Below are 16167 nucleotides of genomic sequence, written 5' to 3' on the forward strand. Positions count from 1 at the left end.
GAGCCTCCACCGCTGCGGCCATGGCCTTGCGCAGCGCGCTGATGCTCTCCACGTCTGGGCTCGGGTTGCACGACGCAGCGATCTCGGCCAGGACGCGCGACTCGTCGTCGTCCAGCTCCGGCGCCGCGTCGAGGCGAGTCGTCACCGCGTCCTCCTCGGCCAGCCGGGCGGACCACCGCTTCTCCGCCTCGCTGCTCGCGCCCAGGGCCGTGCGGGCCACGTGGTTCGCCTCGTCGCGCGCTTCGGTCAGCCGGCTTAGCTGCGCCTCGAGGTCGGCCAGGCCGTCGCCCGACGCGACCTGCGCGCGCTCGGTCTCGACGTCGGTCAACCTCAGCTCGGCCGCGGCGACGTCGATCGAGTCCCAGGTGATCGCCGCGAGCCGTGCCCAGGCGTCGTGTCGTTGGCTGGCGAGCTCGCGGGCCGCATCCGCATGGGTGACGTTGCCGGACAGCTCGTCGCCCCGCAGCTCCAGGGCCGAGATCTCCTGCTCGAGCTCGGCCACCGTCGTGGCGTTGTCGAAGCCGATGATGCGGTCGCGGCGCGCCTCGTCCCGGTCGTCCTTCTCGTGGGTCCCGCTGCGGTGCTTGATCTGGCCCCGGAGCGTGACGGCCTCGGGGACGCGGGCCAGCTCGGCGGCGTCGCTCACGCACTCGTGCGAGAAGCGGTGGACCAGCTGGTTCTCGATCCAGTCGGCGAACGGCGACGCGGCGACCTCGATCTTGGCGGCGATGGTGCCCGGCTGCGCGGGCGTGGTCGTGGGGCGCGCCTCGGTGTCCACCGGCGTGTAGCGCACCCGGCCCCTGAGGTCATGGGCATCGACGAACTCCGCGACCCGGGGGTAGGACGCGCGATCCACCAGCAGGCCGAGCCCGAACCCGCCGAGCAGCCGCTCGGCGGCCGGGCGCCAGGGGTCCTCGCCCCGGGCGACGTCGATGAGCTCGCCGACGAACGGCAGGTCGTCCTCGTGCAGGTCGGTGCCCTCGAGGATTCTGCGCCGCAGCTCGAGCGCGCGGACGGGGATGTTCGAGCGCCGGGACGCGAAGGACGTGAGCTCGCTGCGCCGGGCTGCCAGCAGGCGGCCGGACTCGCTGTGCGCGGCGATCGCGGCGTGCAGCCCGGCCCGCAACGACGGTTCGTCCGCGTTCGGGCCGGTCGGCCGCTGGGCGTGCAGCGCGGCGAGGGCCTGCGGGCCGTCGGGCGCGCTCACCTCGAGCAGGTGGCACCACGTCGCCGAGCTCTGGGCCTGGCCGACGGTCCGGTCGCGCTCGGTCGACAGCGCCGCACGCTGGGCGTCGAGCCGGTCCAGGGCGGCGCCGCCCTGCTCGTCGCGCCGGAGCTCGAGCTGCTTGATCTGCGCCACAAGACGCGCGTAGTCCTTCGTCGCGGTGCCGTGCAGCGCCTGCTGGCGGTCGCGCTGCGCGTGCTCGAGCTCCGCGCGGTCCGCCAGCAGGTCCTTCTGCAGCCGCAGGACATAGGCCTCGACGGGGGTGACCTGGTGGTCGGTCTCGATCAGCCCGCGAAGCTCCACGCTGGACCCGCCGGCCGCGAGGTAGCCCTCCCACAGCCCGGGCAGCTCGGTGAGCGCGCCGATCTGGTCGCGGGCCCGGGCCATGTCGTCGTAGCCGTTGCGCAGGCTCTGGAACTGCTCGACGGCGGTGTCCTTGCGCTCGTTCACCAACGAGTCGTCCAGCACGAACCGCTTGAACGTCTCGTCGATGTTGTGCACGCCCTTGCTCGACTGGGCCTTGTGCAGCAGGCGGATGGCCTTGGCGCTGTCGCCGTCCTGCCCGCGGATGCCGATCAGGGTCGAGAGCCGGGCGATGTAGCGTCCGTACTCGTTGCCGAACGTGGCGGCGTGCGGCAGCGCGCGGCGCACCGCGTCCTGGCGCAGGTGCGCCTCGGCCGCACCCTCGAGGTCACGCAGGTCGAAGGGCTGCTCGGTGATGAGCAGCGAGTGGGTGATCTCGCCGTCCCCGGTCGCCGCGCGGGACATCTGCATCGCCCGGCAGCCCGTGATGGACGCCCCCGCCTTGTTCTCCCAGGTGAGCGCGACCGCGCTCCACGTGGCGCCCTCGCGCAGGTAGATCGCCTTGCTGCCCCGGCTCGCGTCCCGCCGGGCGCCGCTCTTGCCGCGGACGTAGGAGAAGAACGTGCGCTCCTTGCTGCCCACGCCGTCGTCGTGCGCGGCCGCGTTGAACGTCACCGAACGGTCCATCAGGACGGACGAGATCGCGTCCAGCAGGGTCGACTTTCCGGAGCCGGACGGACCGGTCACCAGGGTGCCGTCGTGGTGGATGTCGATCGAGTGATAGCTGTGGAACGGGCCCCAGTTGACCAGCTGGATCTTCGCGAGCCGGAACTGCGCGAGCGCGGGGTCGAAGCCCTCCATGGTCTGGGTCATCAGGCGTTCTCCTCGCGTGCTGCGGCGGGCTCGGGGGACTGGCCGGCGGACGCCATCTCCTCGAAGGCGGCCGTCATCGCATCGACCTTCTCCGCCGTGAGCAGCGCGTAGATGACGCCGGAGATGCGATAGCGCAGCGGCGTGAGCAGCACCAGGATCCCCTTCTCGCGGACCAGGGTGATCGCGGCCTCGCACCGTTTGCGGAACGTCGCCGGGTTCTGATCGTCGACGTTCTTCCAGACCTCGAGGTGATCCAGCAGGTCGGCGTGGTCCACCACGACGTCGCGTCCCTCGACGGCGCCCCGGTCGTACTCCTGGCGCAGGTGCAGCAGGAGGATCGCGGCCGGCAGCGGCAGCGGCTTCTCCTTGCGGAGCAGGACGGGCACCTCCTGGTCGAGCTCGACCTGCTGGGTGAACGCGACCTCGCGCCGACGGTCGACGACGAGCTCGAGGTACACGTCGTTCAGCCGCGACCGCAGCACGTCCTCGTGCCGCTGCACCCTGCTCCACCAGGCGGGGTTGCGGACGCCGTCGATGAAGCGGGTCGACAGCAGCCGCGCGAGGGTGTTGCGGACCTCGGCGGGCAGCAGTCCTTCGTCGCCCTCGAAGAGGAGCTCCCGGGTGCCGTCGGTGGTGCTCGTCGATCCGGACGGCGTCGGCACGGGCTGGCCGGCGTCCTGCTCGAGGTCGGTCGGGCTCACGTGCGGGCCTCGTGTTTCGTCGTGGTGGGTTCCGCGGTGGTGGGCTCGCGGGGGCCGGGGAAGACGGCCGCCGGAACGGTGTAGCCGACGTGCGAACCGTCGGTGCGGAGCGCGTCGAGCTGTTCCGTGGCCGGATCGAGGAAGATCGCGCCCTGCTCGACGGCGACGTGCAGGAGGCCGACGACGTTCTTCGGGCGGCGGACCTCGGGGCTCAGCGCGAGCCACACCTCGCGCATCGTCGGGCGCCCGGACTGCGCGGCGGCCGCGGCGACGTCGACACCGAGGCGGATCTCCTCGAGCGCCGGACCGCCTAGCTCCCGCATCTGCGCCGGCGTCAGCGCACCCTCGAGGGTCAGCCGGTCCGGCTTCAGGGGCGCAGGGCTCTCGTTCAGCCTGGGGTCGATCAGCTGGAGCTGGGAGATCGACCGCACCCGGGCCAGGGTGGCGCCGATCTGGATGTCGACGGTGCTGCGGCGCGAGCGCTTGCCGAACAGGGTGTGCGCCGCGGCCTGCGCGCGGCCGAGGCGCGAGCGGAGGTCGCGGTCCGAGCCGTGCTGGCTCTGGACGTACCGCTCGAGTGACTGGGTCAGCCGGCGGTAGGTCTCCTGGACGTCCTCGGCGCAGTCGACGAGCACGCGCGGCAGCGCGCGCAGCGCCCGGCGCTGCTCGACCGTCAGCTCGGCCGCGAAGTCCTGGCGCAGCAGGTCCTCGATGTCCCGGCGCAGCGAGGCCTGCTCGCGATGGTTGCCCCACAACCGCATGAGGCCCCGGAACGCCTTGCCCTCGTCGCTGGTCTCGAGCAGGTCGTGCTCGGCGAAGAACGCGCGCAGCGCCTCGCCGCGGCTCACCGGACCGTTCTGGGCGTCGCCGACGAACCGCCGGTGCATCTCGTACACGCTGTCGGACACCCGTTTGAAGTCCGCGGGCAGGTGCCGGGACAGGTCCATGATGTTGTTCAGCTGCTCGTGCAGGGCCGAGCGCGGCGGCTCGGCGACCCCGCCGTCGAGCAGCGCCTCGCGCGTGCGCTCGAGCGCCGCGATCTGCTCATCGATCCGGGCGACGCGCGCGCGGGGATCTGGGTCCGCCTCTCCGGCGAGGCGGGAGACGGCGTCCAGGATCTGCTTGAGTCGGGACTCGGAAACCGTCGAGCGGCGGTCCACGAGCCGATCGGTGAACGCGATGACGTCCAGCGTCGACGCGGTCAGGGAGTACTGCTCCACGCGGTCGACGAGCGCCCGGTTGACCCACTGCTTGGTCACCCACTCGTTGCAGTACTCCCGGCCCGACCGCGCGGTGTCCAGCAGCCCCGCGGTCGCCGACCGCATGTCGGTGATCTCGACGTCGACGATCTCGTGGAACCGCGAGACCTCGACCGGGCCGCGGGCGAGGTGCTCGGCCAGGATGCTCAGGATCCACTCGAGGTTGTGCGCCCTGAGCAGGGTCAGCTCCGGCCGGGCGGAGGCGCGCTGAAACCTCGCCAGGCGCGCGAGCGCCCGTGTCTGCTGCTGCGCCAAGGGTGGGGGTCCGATCGGTTCGCTCGAGGTGCCGCAGGCGGCTGCCCTCGACGAAGTCGGATCGACTTTACCGTCGTGCACGCTGCGGCGCCGCACTGGTCGGCGTCTCGATCCCGGGCTCGGCGCCGGCTCGGGCCCGAGCTCACGCGGCACCCCGGGTGGAGAGGTTTCTCCACCCAAAGATACGGCGGACGCCCCACGACAGCGTTCCGCCGGGGTTCTAGGTTTTGAGTCGTCGTAAAGATTGATCAACCAGGAGGAATTGCTATGAGCGGGCCCGTCGAAATTGTGCTCATATTGGCCGCTATTTTTTACGTGATCGCTCGGCGGATGATTGGGGAGCCGGCTCAGGGCAAGCGGATGCTGGCCCTGCCGGTGATATTGCTCGTGGTCGGGCTGTCCAACCTCTCGGGCCCCACGCTCAGCGCGATGTCCGTGGCGTTCCTCGTGGTGACGTGCGGCATCAGCGTCGTGCTCGGTGCCATGCGCGGGGCGAGCGTGCGGCTGACCGAACGCCACGGCCTCGCGTTCGTCCAGTACACGAAAGTCACCGTTGCCCTGTGGGTGGCGAACCTGGCGATCAAGTTCGGTGCGAACGTCCTCTTCGGGGCGATCGACCCCGGCGATGCCACCACGGCGAGCAACAGCCTGTTCCTGACCTTCGGCATCAGCCTGCTCGTCGAGGGCATCGTGGTGCTGACCCGGACGCTGCGCTCGAACAGCCGCGTCATCTGGTCCAAGGGCAAGGACGGCGCGCCGCATAAGATGTCCCCATTCCTGGACGATCTGCGGGGCAACGTCGCCGGTCGGGGGACCGTTTCCAGCAGCAGTTCGCGGGGTAACGCGCTCCGTGGCGCCAGCTCTTCTCGTAACCGCCGTCGTTGAAACCTCGGAGCTCAGCCCGTGTCGTCAACCGCACCGAACGGGGTCCCCATCGCACCGAACGGGCTCCCCGTGCCGGCCCCGCCCCGCGAGCAGGGGGGCGGGCCGGTCGTGCGGCAGGAGCTCTTCGCCGATGAGCTGATTCGTCCGTTCGTCACGATCACGACGATCGCCGTCACGGCGATCCAGCTTCCGACCTACCAGATCCTGTATCCCCGGGCGACGACGGCCCTTTTCGTCGTCGTCGCGGTCACCGGGATCGGCACCCTCCTGCCGTGGCGGCGGGTCCCGCCGTGGCTGCAGGTCGCCATCGTGGCGACCTACGCGGTCCTCGCCGCGGTGCTGCTCCCGCTCGCGCAGGCGACCGTGGCGCCCGTGTTCGCCTTCGTCGCCTCGGCCACCGCCGGTCGCAAGCTCGCTTCGCGGCCCGCGGCGATCGGCGTCGCGGTGGCCGGCGTGCTCAGCTGCGTGGTGTCGGTGTGGATCATCGGCAGGTTCGACCCCGCGGCGGGTGCGTGGCCCTGGTGGCTCGCGCTCTCCGTCGGCTTGCCGGTCTACGTGGGCATCTCCTACCGTGACCGGCTGGACGCCCTGTTCAACGCGCGGCGTGCGGTGGCGCAGGCGCAGCGGGCGGCGCAGTCCGAGGCCAGGGAGGGGGCTCTGGCGGAGCGGGGCCGGATCGCCCGCGAGATTCACGACGTGCTCGGCCATTCCCTGTCGGCCATCGCCGTGCAGCTGGACATGGCCGACGCGCTCAAGGGCAGTGGCCGCGACGACGAGGCGTCCCTCGCCATCCGCAGAGCACGGGCCCTCGCGGTCGAGAGCATCTCCGAGACGAGACGAGCCGTCCATGCCCTGCGCGAGGACACCCTCCCGTTGCAGGAGACGCTGCGGCTCCTCGCCGACGGCGGGGCGGTCCCGTTCGAGATCCACGGCGAGTGCGGCGAGGTGACGATCGAGACCGCGCACACCGTGATCCGCGCGGCGCAGGAGGCGCTCACCAACGCCGTCAAACACGCCCCCGGAGCTCCCCGAGCGATGACCCTCACCTTCAGCTCCGAAACGCTGACCTTGATCGTCACCAACGGACCCGATGGGACGCCACGCGAGCCCGGCGCCGTCGGCGGCACCGGAATGGGACTCGTCGGGATGCGCGAACGCGTGGCCCTCCTGGGTGGCACGGTCCGCGCCGGCCCCGACCTCGACGGCGGCCTGGGGGCGGCTGGACCGTCGAGCTGGAGGTGCCGAGATGAGCATCACCCTGGTGGTGGTGGACGATCAGGCGACCATCCGCGAAGCGTTGGCGGTCATGCTCGACCTCGACGCGGACGTGGACGTGGTCGGGACCGCCTCGAACGGGGCACAGGCCGTGGCCGTCGTCGCCGAGCACCGCCCCGACGTCGTGCTGATGGACCTGAACATGCCCGTCATGGACGGTGTCGAGGCCACCGGGCGGATTCGGCAGGCCAACCCGGACGTCAAGGTCGTCGTGCTGACCACCTTCGACGACGACGAGTCGATCCTGGCCGCCCTGCAGGCGGGCGCCAGCGGCTATCTGACGAAAGAGGCCGACCGCGCGACCATCCTGCAGGCCGTTCGCACGGCCAGTTTCGGCCAGGCCGTGCTCGCCCCCGAGGTGCAGCTTCGCCTGCTCGCCCTCGCCACGCGGACGGGTCGAGCCGCTGATCCCGCGGGTGGGCCGATGGTGACGCTGACAGCGCGTGAGCAGGAGATCCTCCGCCTGATCGGCGAGGGACTGCGCAACCCGGAGATCGCCGCCGACCTCGTGATCAGCGAGGCGACCGTGAAGACCCACATCAACAACCTGTTCGCGAAGGCGGGGCTGCACTCCCGTGCCGATGCCGTGCGCTACGCACTCGGCGTCCCCGGGCCGGGGGCGCCGCCCGCCCGTGGAAAGCAGGCCGGCGCGAACCTCCGCACGCCGCGGAGATGAGCTCCGGACTCGGTCCCGGCTTCTCGGACGGACCGCCGGACGAGGCTCGGCAGGCCGAGGGGGCGGGAGCCGCTGGGTCCCGCCCCCTCGGTTGTCGGTCGACCGTCAGTGCGACGTCGCGATTCCTCGGTGCGTCCGGGTCACCCGGACGTCCCCGAGGCCGATCACCAACGACACCACGCCGACGATCCACGCGGTCACCGCCATCGCCCGAATGTCAGCGAACCCCATGACCCAGGGTGCGATGACGAACAGCACGCCCAGCAGCGCCATGAGGCCTTCCAGGGCGATCAGGTCCGGCCTGAACAGCGACACCAGGGCCACGACGGCCGTGATGACGCCGAGGGAGACCATCGTGACGGTCGCCTTGCTCGTGGTCTCGGTCCAGAGCGGGGACAGCGCCGCGTAGACACCGGCGAGGAGCGCAACGTAGTCCTGCGGGTGCGCCTTCCTCATGCTGACCAACCACCTCTCCTTCCGTGGTCCGTCATGGTGACGGGCCGACATCACAAGTCTTGAACCAGCAGATCCACTGGTCAAGAGCGCGGGGCGCGACCGCGTCGGTACCGATGGACGGGCGCGCGAACGCGCTGATCGAGGGTCGCGCACACCCTCACTGTTACGATTCAGTAGTCCAACGAGCGGTCCAATCTGCGGTGGAGGCGCCATGGCCAACGACAGACCGCCGGCCGCCGGCACCAAGCGGGTCACTGCGCGCGACGTCGCGCGGGAGGCAGGCGTCGCGCAGTCGACCGTCAGCTACGTCATCAACGACACCCCCCACCAGAAGATCTCCTCCGCGACCCGCGAGCGCGTGCTGGCCGCCGTGGAACGGCTCCGGTACACGCCGTCGGCCGCCGCGCGGGCGCTGCGCCGCGGCACGAGCGACCTGGTGCTGCTCGTGCTCCCCGATGTGCCGCTCGGCCCGGTCTTCTCCGACTTCATCGAGCAGCTCACCGACGGGCTCGAGCCGCACGGGCTGGCCACGATCTCCCGGCGGGTGCGGGCCGCGACGCCCATCTCGGCCCTGTGGCGCGAGCTGGAGCCCGTCGCCGTCGTCGGCGTGGGCACCGTCAGCGAGCAGGACGAGCGCGAGATGCGCGCCGCGGGCATCCACGTGGTGAGCACGCTGATGGCCGAGGCCTCCGGGCGGTCGACCGTGACCGTGCCGCAGACGGCGGTGGGACGGATGCAGGTCGAGCACCTCGCCGCGAACGGTCACCGGCGCATCGGGTATGCCGCGCCCGACGACGAGCGGGTGGGTGGGTTCTACCACCTGCGTCTGGACGGTGTGCGGGCGGTCTGCCTGGAGCTCGGGCTGGACGAGCCGCACGTCGTGCGGGTTCCGCTCGAGGTCGGCGCGGCCGAGGCGGCCGTGGGGACCTGGCGCTCCCGGGGAGTGACCGGGGTCTGCGCCTACAACGACGAGACGGCGTTCGCGGTCCTCGCCGGCATGAACCGGTTGGGCCTGACGGCGCCGGGGGACCTGGCCGTCATCGGGGTGGACAACATCCCGCTCTCCCGGCTCGCGAGCCCGCCGCTGACGACCATCGACCAGAACGTCGGGGCCGTGGCGACCAAGATGGTTCGGGCGATCGTCACCGCGATCGCCGACGGCGGCCCCCCTCGTGCGCTGGCCCCCGAACCGATCACCCTCATGGTGCGCGCCTCCACCTGACCCGCCCCTTCCGCCCGGCGCCCGCCGCCCGCCGCCCGCCGCAACCCCGCAGAGCCGCAACGTCCGAGCGTTGACGTCCTATAGGACGTCAACGCTCGGACGTTGCGGGTGTTTTGGGCCATGAAGATAACGATTCGGTCACGAACCCTTGCCAACTGTTCCACCCGGGCGTCTAACCTCGCACTACCGATTCGTATCAGTAGACGTCGGGCCCGATGGCGGGCTCCGTGTCACCTCAGGGGAGAGGGACACGCGCACACGTCTGCTGGCGGCCGGTGCCGACACCTCCCGAGAGGCCTGAACCCGTGACGAACCCCCAGCGCAAGCCGATGCTCAACCCCGCCGTCCCGGGCTTCCACCCGGACCCGAGCGTCGTGCGGGTGGGGGCGGACTACTACCTCGCCTGCTCGAGCTTCGAGTACTTTCCCGGCATCCCGCTGTTCCACAGCACCGACGCCGAGCACTGGGAGCCGATCGGCCACGTCGTCACCCGCCCGAAGCAGCTCGCCCTCACGGACGTGCCCACCGGCGGCGGCGTATGGGCGCCCACGATCCGCCACCACGACGGATTGTTCTGGGTCACCGTCACCGACGCGATGGGCCGCGGCCCGCTGATCTTCACCGCCGAGCGGCCGGAGGGGCCGTGGAGCGACGGCATCGTCATGGTGGGTGCGCCCGGCATCGACCACGACATCGCGTGGGACTCCGCGGGCGCCTGCTACGTCACCTTCTCGGGTCTACTGCTCGAGGGCCCCGAGCTGGGCAAGCACCTGGGCATCCAGCAGGTGCGGATCGACCCGCACACCGGCGAGGCGCTCGAGGCGCCGCGCTCGCTCTGGTCCGGCACGGGCCTGAAGTTCCCGGAGGCGCCGCACCTGTACGAGATCGACGGCACCTGGTACCTGATGATCGCCGAGGGCGGCACCGAACGCGGGCACTCCATCTCGATCGCCCGCGGCGACAGCCCGATGGGGCCGTTCGAGGGTTGCGGCCGCAACCCCGTCTACTCGCACCGCAGCACCAACCACCCGGTGCAGAACGCCGGCCACGGCGACCTGGTCCGGACCGACGGCGGCTGGGTCGTGATCCTGCTCGGCACCCGGCCCGGCGGCATGACCCAGGCGTTCGCGCCGATGGGCCGCGAGACGTTCGCCACGACCGTCACCTGGGTCGACGGTTGGCCGGTCGTCGACGCCCTCACCCTCACGCCCGACCTGCCGCCGACGCAGCTCAGCACCACCTTCGCGCCGGACGACGATCTCGGCCTCGAGTGGCTCTCGGTGCGCGACGGCGATCGGACCTGGGCCTCGCTCGACGAGCGCGCGGGCTGGCTCACGCTGCACGGCGCCGCCTCACGCGCCGGCTCAGCCGGCTCACGCGCCGGCGCCGGCGCCGACGTCGGCGCCGACGTCGCCGCCCGCGCACCCATCGCGATGGACGACCCGGGCCCGCACTTCCTCGGCCGCCGCCAGCAGCACGTCATCTCCAGGTGCGCGGCCCTCGTGGACCCGGGGCCGACCGGCGTCGGCGGCCTGAGCGTGCGGTACGACGAGGCGCACCACTACGACATCGAGGTGGGCGGCGGCGTCGTGCGGGCCCGGGTGCGACTGGACCAGGTGGACCAGACCTGGGAGGTGCCCGCCCCCGACGGCCCGGTCGAGCTCTGGATCACCACCACCCCGCCGATCGTCGAGGGGATGGGCCTGGCCGGGATGACCTGCGACATCGTGCGCCTCGGGTTCGGTTCGGGGGACGACCGGGTGCAGGTCGCCGAGATGGACGGCCGCTACCTGACCTCCGACACCGCCGCCTCCTTCACCGGCCGGGTGACCGGCATGTACGCCGCCGCCGGCGAGGTCGCCTTCGAGCGCTTCACCTACGAGGGTCACCATGTCTGAGCCCCAGCCCGACCCGACCCAGCTTTCGGAAGAATCTGCTCGCGTGACGCACACATCCTTCCCAAAACCGGGGATGGCTGAGCTCCCGGACCGGGTGCTGGTCGGGGCCGCGTATTACGCCGAGTACCAGCCGTACGAGCGGCTCGACGCCGACCTCGACCTGATGGCCGCGGGCGGTTTCGGCGTCATCCGGGTGGGGGAGTCGGTGTGGTCCACCTGGGAGCCTCGCGACGGCGTCTTCGAGCTCGACTGGCTCCAGCCCGTGCTCGACGGCGCGCACGCACGCGGCATCGCCGTCGTGCTGGGCACGCCGACCTACGCCGTGCCGCCGTGGCTGCGCGCGAAGTACCCCGAGACCACCGCGCACAGCGCGACCGGCGTCGCGATCCCGTACGGGATGCGCCAGGACGTCGACTACTCGCACCCGACGTTCCGCTACCTCGCCGAGCGCGTGGTGCGCAAGATCGTGGACCGGTACGTCGGCCACCCCGCCATCATCGGCTGGCAGGTCGACAACGAGCCCGGGCACAAGCTCTTCTACAACCCGCAGGTCTTCGCCGGGTTCCTGGGGTACCTCAAGGACCGCTACGGCACCGTCGAGGAGCTCAACCGCCGGTGGGGCCTGACCTACTGGTCGCACCGGATCGACGACTGGTCCGAGCTGTGGACGCCCGACGGCAACAGGACGCCGTCGTACGACCTGGCGTGGCGTCGCTACCAGGCAACCCTCGGCCACGACCTCATCGCCTGGCAGGCCGAGCTGGTCCGCTCGCTCGTGCCCGCGCACCAGTTCGTCACGACCTGCATCGCGATGGGCCAACAGGGCCAGGACATCACCGTCATCGGCGAACCGCTCGACATCGCCGGCGCGAACGTCTACTACGCGACGCAGGACGGGCTCGAGCTGCCCGGCGCCCAGGGCCTCGAGGGCGGGCTCGCGCCCTTCTTCGTGCCGTGGGCCGGCCCCGCCTACCTCGCGCTGCAGGCCGACACCGCGCGCGGCACCCGGCAGGCGCCGTTCCTCGTCACCGAGACGAACGCGACCTCGATCGGCGGGTCCGCGGACAACTTCCCGGCCTACGACGGCCAGTGGCGCCAGGTTGCCTGGCACCTCGTCGGTGCGGGACGGGTGACCACCGTCGGCACGATCCCGGACCGCGAGCTGGCCGGGCGCCTCGCCCGGTACCTGGCCCGCACGTCCCTGCCCGCCGAGGAATGGCGCGACGCCCGCCCGGAGACCGTCACCGTGACCGTCGCCGTCAACGCCGCGGGGGAGCGGCTGCGATTCGTGCACAACTGGTCCTGGACCCCGACGTCGTTCGCGGTGCCGGGTGAGGTGGCGGACCTGCTCGACGGCGAGCCGCTCGCCGCCGGCGCGAAGTTCGAGCTCGGACCCTGGGACGTCCGCGTGCTGCGCGAGCGGCACGCTGGTTGACCGGTCCCTCGAGGTGTACGTACGCTATCCGTACACCTTGGAGGCAACGATGACGAGGCCGACGACGACCCGCGCGACGAAGAGCCAGCGCATCGAGGTCCGCGCGACCGAACGTCAGGAGGCGGTGCTTCGTCAGGCCTCGCTGGCGACGGACCGAACCATGACGGACTTCATCCTCGCGTCGGCGGTGGAACACGCCGAGCGCATCTTGGCGGACCGCCGCTGGTTCACCGGGTCGCAGGAGCAATATGACGAATTCTTTAGGCTGCTCGACGAGCCGCTGGAATCCACCGAGAAGTTCGAGAAGCTCTGGGCCCGACCGTCGCCGTTCGACACGCCCTTCGTCCCGAAGGCGTGATGACCGACGGGGTACTTCACGCCCCCCGACGTCTCGAAAAAGGCGACGATCGCAGCACGTTCGATAGCGGCGCCGACGAACTCGATACCTGGTTTCGGCGTTTCTCGCTCGAGAACCAGCGGGCGAACAATGCGGTCACCTACGTGACCGTGCGCGATGGCGTCGTACTCGGGTACTACGCCATCGCCATGTCCGCCTATGCGACCGAGCGGATGCCGGAACGGCTTCAGACGAACCGTCCGGCCGAGACGCCGTGCATCCTGCTGGTGCGCCTCGCGGTCGACGTGACCGCTCAGCACCAGGGGGTCGGCGCGGCCCTTCTGCGGCATGCCATCGAACGGTCATTCAAACTGAGCCAGGGAGTCGGGGCCGCGGCGCTTCTCATCCACTGCCGCGACGAGGTCGCGAAGGATTTCTACCTCGCAAACGGAAACTTCCTTCAGTCACCGGTGGAGCCGATGCACCTTCTTTTATCGATGAAGGAGATCCGTCGCCGAGTCGGCGGCTGACTGACGGTCGAGAGCGTCATGGAGCAGGGCGAGCGGGACGCGGATGACGTGGGCGAGCCGCATCAGGCGTGACCCAGAGCTCTGAGGCCGAGCAGTGAGACGTCGGCAACGACGCTCACCACGTTGGGGATCGGCGCGGCGTTCTTCGGGTGGCTGACGGCCACCGGCACGGCGGTGCTGCTGACCGCACTGGTTGCGGCGGCAGGGACCGCCGTCGGGCTGGCCACCGGGAGCAACGCACGTGAAGCGGCGAGCAACGTGGCGTCGGCCTCTCGGACGACCAGGCTCGTCGGTGCCATCGCGGTGCTGGTGGTCGTCCTTGGCGCGGTCGCGGGGGAGAAGTACAACATCTTCGCCCAGCTGAACGTCTTTCCCCGGATCCCGGTCAACGAGGGCCTGCTGACGACTTCCGGAATCCTTACGGCGGTCGCCGTCGCGCTGGCGAGCCTGCTGGGCGCCATGCTGGGGGGGGGCAGCCGGGATGCGTTCCACCGTAAGGTCGACCGAGCGGGCTACACCGCCGACGCCTACGGCAGGACCGTCACTAGCGTTCTGTTGGCTGGAACACGGCGGACTAGATCGCCGTCGCCAGGTCCTCGAACGAGGCGCCCTCGAAGGCCGGGTCCGCGAACGCCGGGTCGCGTGAACCGACCTTGAGCGCCACCGCGAGATGTCCGCCGAGGTACCCACCCACGGTGATCAGCAGGCCGCCCGCCATCGTGAGTGCGACCCCGGCGCCGTGCGCGTCTCGTCCGCGCGCGAGCCAAGATGACGCATAGACCTTGAGCGCCAGGAGGTTCACGACTGCGTGCAGCAAGCCCACCCGCCGGGCACGGCCGTCGGTCGTTGCCCACTCGGCGAACCCGGTAGCCCCCGCCGGAATCGCGGCGAGCAGACCGAGCCCGACGAGCAGGCGAGCCGCCGGCCGCGCCGCGCGCCCGCCGACGACGTCGAGCACGCTCGCCGACATCCACGCCCCCAGCGGGACATCGGTGAGGAACGGATGAGCGGGGTGGGCGAGGAGACGACCGCGAAGCAGGTCGCGCCGTTCGGCCGACGCGATCAGGGCGGCGGCCGGACGTTGAGCAGCCGTGGCGATCGGATCGAGCGCGTGCAGCTCCTCCACGTGCCGCATGGCCGAACCCAGCCACGGCGATCGTGCCCGCGCAGCGGCCCCGACGGGAGGAACGACGTGGTTCACCATGACAGCGACTCCTCTTGTGTCTCTTCTCGTCAGGAGATCCGTCGCCGGCCGACGGTCGGCTACCTCGTGAGTACGACCAGGCTGTACGCCGCGTCCAGCGGTCCGGGGATCCCGAGGTCGAGCCGCGAGTCGACGACCACCAGATCGTTGCCCACCCGCGCGATCGTCGTCGGGATCATGAACTCAGGGCTCGTGCGCACCGACACGATCGAGCCGCTGGCGTAGTCGGGGGAGAGGCGCACCTCGGAGACCTGGTTGGAGAAGTTCTGTCCCACCCAGAGCCGTGGTCCGTCGAGGAGGATGCCGTCGCCGTTCGGGACACTGCCACCACCGAGGTCGATCGTGGCGGACGCGCCGGTGCCGGGGTCGATGGTGATCAGCTCCTCCCGTCCTGAGTGCACCACGATGAGCACCGAACCGTCCGGCAAGGCCGCGATGCCGTTGAGGTTGAACGCGCCCGAGGTGTCCGCGGCCGGGCCAGTGAGGGCGAGCGTCCGGACGGGGCCGAGCGAACCGCCCGGCAGGAAAGGCACGAAGTACAGCGCCGGCTGGCGGGAGTCGGTGAACCAGGCGCCGCCGCGGGTGAGGGTGACGTCGTTGATGAAGGTGTCGGTCGCGGTGGTGAGAGTGAGGGCGCCGAGGTCGGCACCGGTGCGCGAGTCGTAGACGAAGGCCTTGCCCAGCCCGCCGCCGGCCACGAAGATCCGTTGCCCGGACAGGTCGACCTTGAGCCCGACGGCGGTGCGACCGGCCGGGGCGTCGACCAGCACGCTGCCCGCGCCGACCCGGACGTCGCCGCGCCAGATGTCGCCGTCGCGCAGCGAGCCGACGTACACCTGGTTCCCCGAACCGCTGGCCACCCCCCTCGGGGCTGAATCCCGCGGGCAGCGCGATCACCCCCGTGCGCGATTCGGCCTGTGCCGCCCCTGCCCCCGCCCCGGTCGGTTCGGCAACCGGAGAGTCAGCTGCGGTCCGATCGCGAGGCCAGACCAGTCCGGAACGGCGTCGACGGATCGGTGGGGCGACCGATGAAGTAGCCCTGCGCGTGGTCGACGCCGAAGTCCCGGACCAGGTTCAAGGTCCGCTGGTCGGTGACGTACTCGGCGATGGTCTGCTTGCGCAGACCACGCGCCGCGGAGACCAGGGCCTGCACGATGATCTGGTTCGCGCGGTTGGTGCGCAGGTCGCGGATGAACTCGCCGTCGATCTTGAGGTAGTCGCAGGGCAGGTGCTTGAGGTAGTAGAACGACCCGTACCCGGCGCCGAAGTCGTCCAGCGCGAAGCCGCAGCCGAGGTCCGAGACGCGCCCGGCGAAGGCCAGCGCCCGGGTGACGTTGGTGATCGCGGCGGTCTCGGTGATCTCGAAGACGAAGGACTCCGGGGCGAGGTGCTTCGCGGCGAGCTCGGCCTCGATGACCGCGGGCAGGTCGGGATCGCCGAGGGAGGAGGCGGAGATGTTGATCTCCCACCGGAATCCGGGCGGCTGGCGGTACCGGGCCGCGAGGTCGGTGCCGATCCGCACCACGTGCGTGTCGATCGCCGCGGCCAGGCCGTGCCGTTCGGCGATGCCCAGGAACTCCTCCGGTGCCACGAGGTGGTCGCCCTGGCGCATGCGCAGCAGCAGCTCGCAGCC

At 71.1% G+C, this 16167-nt stretch carries 16 protein-coding genes and 1 pseudogene; 8 read left to right on the forward strand and 9 right to left on the reverse strand.

Annotation, left to right across the window (positions count from 1 at the left end; translation table 11 throughout):
* The 3 genes from VIM26_RS25585 to VIM26_RS25595 all read right to left on the reverse strand — a co-directional run.
* On the reverse strand, positions 1-2401 hold a 2401-nt coding region (locus VIM26_RS25585), incomplete at its 3' end, for an ATP-binding protein (RefSeq protein WP_331956152.1).
* Complete coding sequence (locus VIM26_RS25590) at positions 2401-3102, reverse strand: DUF4194 domain-containing protein (protein WP_331956153.1); 702 nt, start codon at positions 3100-3102, stop codon at positions 2401-2403. The genes VIM26_RS25585 and VIM26_RS25590, both read right to left, overlap by 1 nt.
* Positions 3099-4616 carry a DUF3375 family protein gene (locus VIM26_RS25595; protein ID WP_331956154.1) on the reverse strand — a complete coding sequence of 506 codons (1518 nt, stop codon included), beginning with the start codon at positions 4614-4616 and terminating at the stop codon, positions 3099-3101. Before VIM26_RS25595 ends, VIM26_RS25590 begins: the two co-directional genes overlap by 4 nt.
* Positions 4617-4883: 267 nt before the next feature.
* Between VIM26_RS25595 and VIM26_RS25600 the strand changes: the two genes are divergently transcribed.
* Entirely contained in the window at positions 4884-5501 is a 618-nt protein-coding gene (locus VIM26_RS25600; protein WP_331956155.1) for a DUF1453 domain-containing protein, read from the forward strand.
* Positions 5502-5818: 317 nt separating this feature from the next.
* On the opposite strand, the gene VIM26_RS25605 is transcribed toward VIM26_RS25600, so the two are convergent.
* Positions 5819-5986 carry a hypothetical protein gene (locus tag VIM26_RS25605; RefSeq protein ID WP_331956156.1) on the reverse strand — a complete coding sequence of 56 codons (168 nt, stop codon included), beginning with the start codon at positions 5984-5986 and terminating at the stop codon, positions 5819-5821.
* Between the two features lie 211 nt (positions 5987-6197).
* Between VIM26_RS25605 and VIM26_RS27250 the strand changes: the two are divergent.
* Positions 6198-6641: pseudogene (locus VIM26_RS27250) on the forward strand (sensor histidine kinase); the annotation flags it as partial.
* 106 nt (positions 6642-6747) lie between these two features.
* On the forward strand, positions 6748-7452 hold the full coding sequence (locus VIM26_RS25610; protein ID WP_331956157.1) for a response regulator transcription factor: 705 nt from the start codon (positions 6748-6750) through the stop codon (positions 7450-7452).
* Between the two features lie 105 nt (positions 7453-7557).
* Here the strand turns inward: VIM26_RS25610 and VIM26_RS25615 are convergent, their stop codons facing one another.
* Positions 7558-7908, reverse strand: a complete 351-nt coding sequence (locus tag VIM26_RS25615) for an SPW repeat protein (protein ID WP_331956167.1) — start codon at positions 7906-7908, stop codon at positions 7558-7560.
* 211 nt (positions 7909-8119) lie between these two features.
* On the opposite strand from VIM26_RS25615, the gene VIM26_RS25620 reads away from it, so the two are divergent.
* The 5 genes from VIM26_RS25620 to VIM26_RS25640 all read left to right on the forward strand — a co-directional run bounded on the left by VIM26_RS25620 (position 8120) and on the right by VIM26_RS25640 (position 13330).
* Positions 8120-9130, forward strand: coding sequence for a LacI family DNA-binding transcriptional regulator (locus tag VIM26_RS25620; protein ID WP_331956158.1), 1011 nt, complete (start codon positions 8120-8122; stop codon positions 9128-9130).
* Between the two features lie 305 nt (positions 9131-9435).
* Complete coding sequence (locus tag VIM26_RS25625; protein WP_331956159.1) at positions 9436-11028, forward strand: glycoside hydrolase family 43 protein; 1593 nt, start codon at positions 9436-9438, stop codon at positions 11026-11028.
* A 73-nt stretch (positions 11029-11101) separates the two neighbouring features.
* Positions 11102-12463, forward strand: coding sequence for a beta-galactosidase (locus VIM26_RS25630; RefSeq protein ID WP_331956160.1), 1362 nt, complete (start codon positions 11102-11104; stop codon positions 12461-12463).
* A 49-nt stretch (positions 12464-12512) separates the two neighbouring features.
* The gene (locus VIM26_RS25635; RefSeq protein WP_331956161.1) at positions 12513-12821 is read left to right on the forward strand and encodes a DUF1778 domain-containing protein; all 309 of its coding nucleotides are present in this window, start codon (positions 12513-12515) and stop codon (positions 12819-12821) included.
* Positions 12821-13330, forward strand: coding sequence for a GNAT family N-acetyltransferase (locus VIM26_RS25640; protein ID WP_331956162.1), 510 nt, complete (start codon positions 12821-12823; stop codon positions 13328-13330). Before VIM26_RS25635 ends, VIM26_RS25640 begins: the two co-directional genes overlap by 1 nt.
* Positions 13331-13392: 62 nt before the next feature.
* Here the strand turns inward: VIM26_RS25640 and VIM26_RS25645 are convergent, their stop codons facing one another.
* From VIM26_RS25645 to VIM26_RS25660, 4 genes are all read right to left on the reverse strand, one after another.
* Positions 13393-13719 (reverse strand): hypothetical protein, encoded by a 327-nt coding sequence (locus VIM26_RS25645; protein ID WP_331956163.1) that lies wholly within the window; start codon positions 13717-13719, stop codon positions 13393-13395.
* A 185-nt stretch (positions 13720-13904) separates the two neighbouring features.
* On the reverse strand, positions 13905-14534 hold the full coding sequence (locus VIM26_RS25650; RefSeq protein WP_331956164.1) for a DUF2231 domain-containing protein: 630 nt from the start codon (positions 14532-14534) through the stop codon (positions 13905-13907).
* A gap of 59 nt (positions 14535-14593) precedes the next feature.
* A complete protein-coding gene (locus VIM26_RS25655) occupies positions 14594-15394 on the reverse strand; it encodes a hypothetical protein (RefSeq protein ID WP_331956165.1) in 801 nt (266 codons plus the stop codon).
* A gap of 101 nt (positions 15395-15495) precedes the next feature.
* The coding region (locus tag VIM26_RS25660) for an EAL domain-containing protein (RefSeq protein WP_331956166.1) at positions 15496-16167 on the reverse strand (672 nt) is incomplete at its 5' end.

Origin of the sequence: Pengzhenrongella sp. (assembly GCF_036565025.1) — a bacterium.
Taxonomy (GTDB): Bacteria; Actinomycetota; Actinomycetes; order Actinomycetales; family Cellulomonadaceae; genus Pengzhenrongella.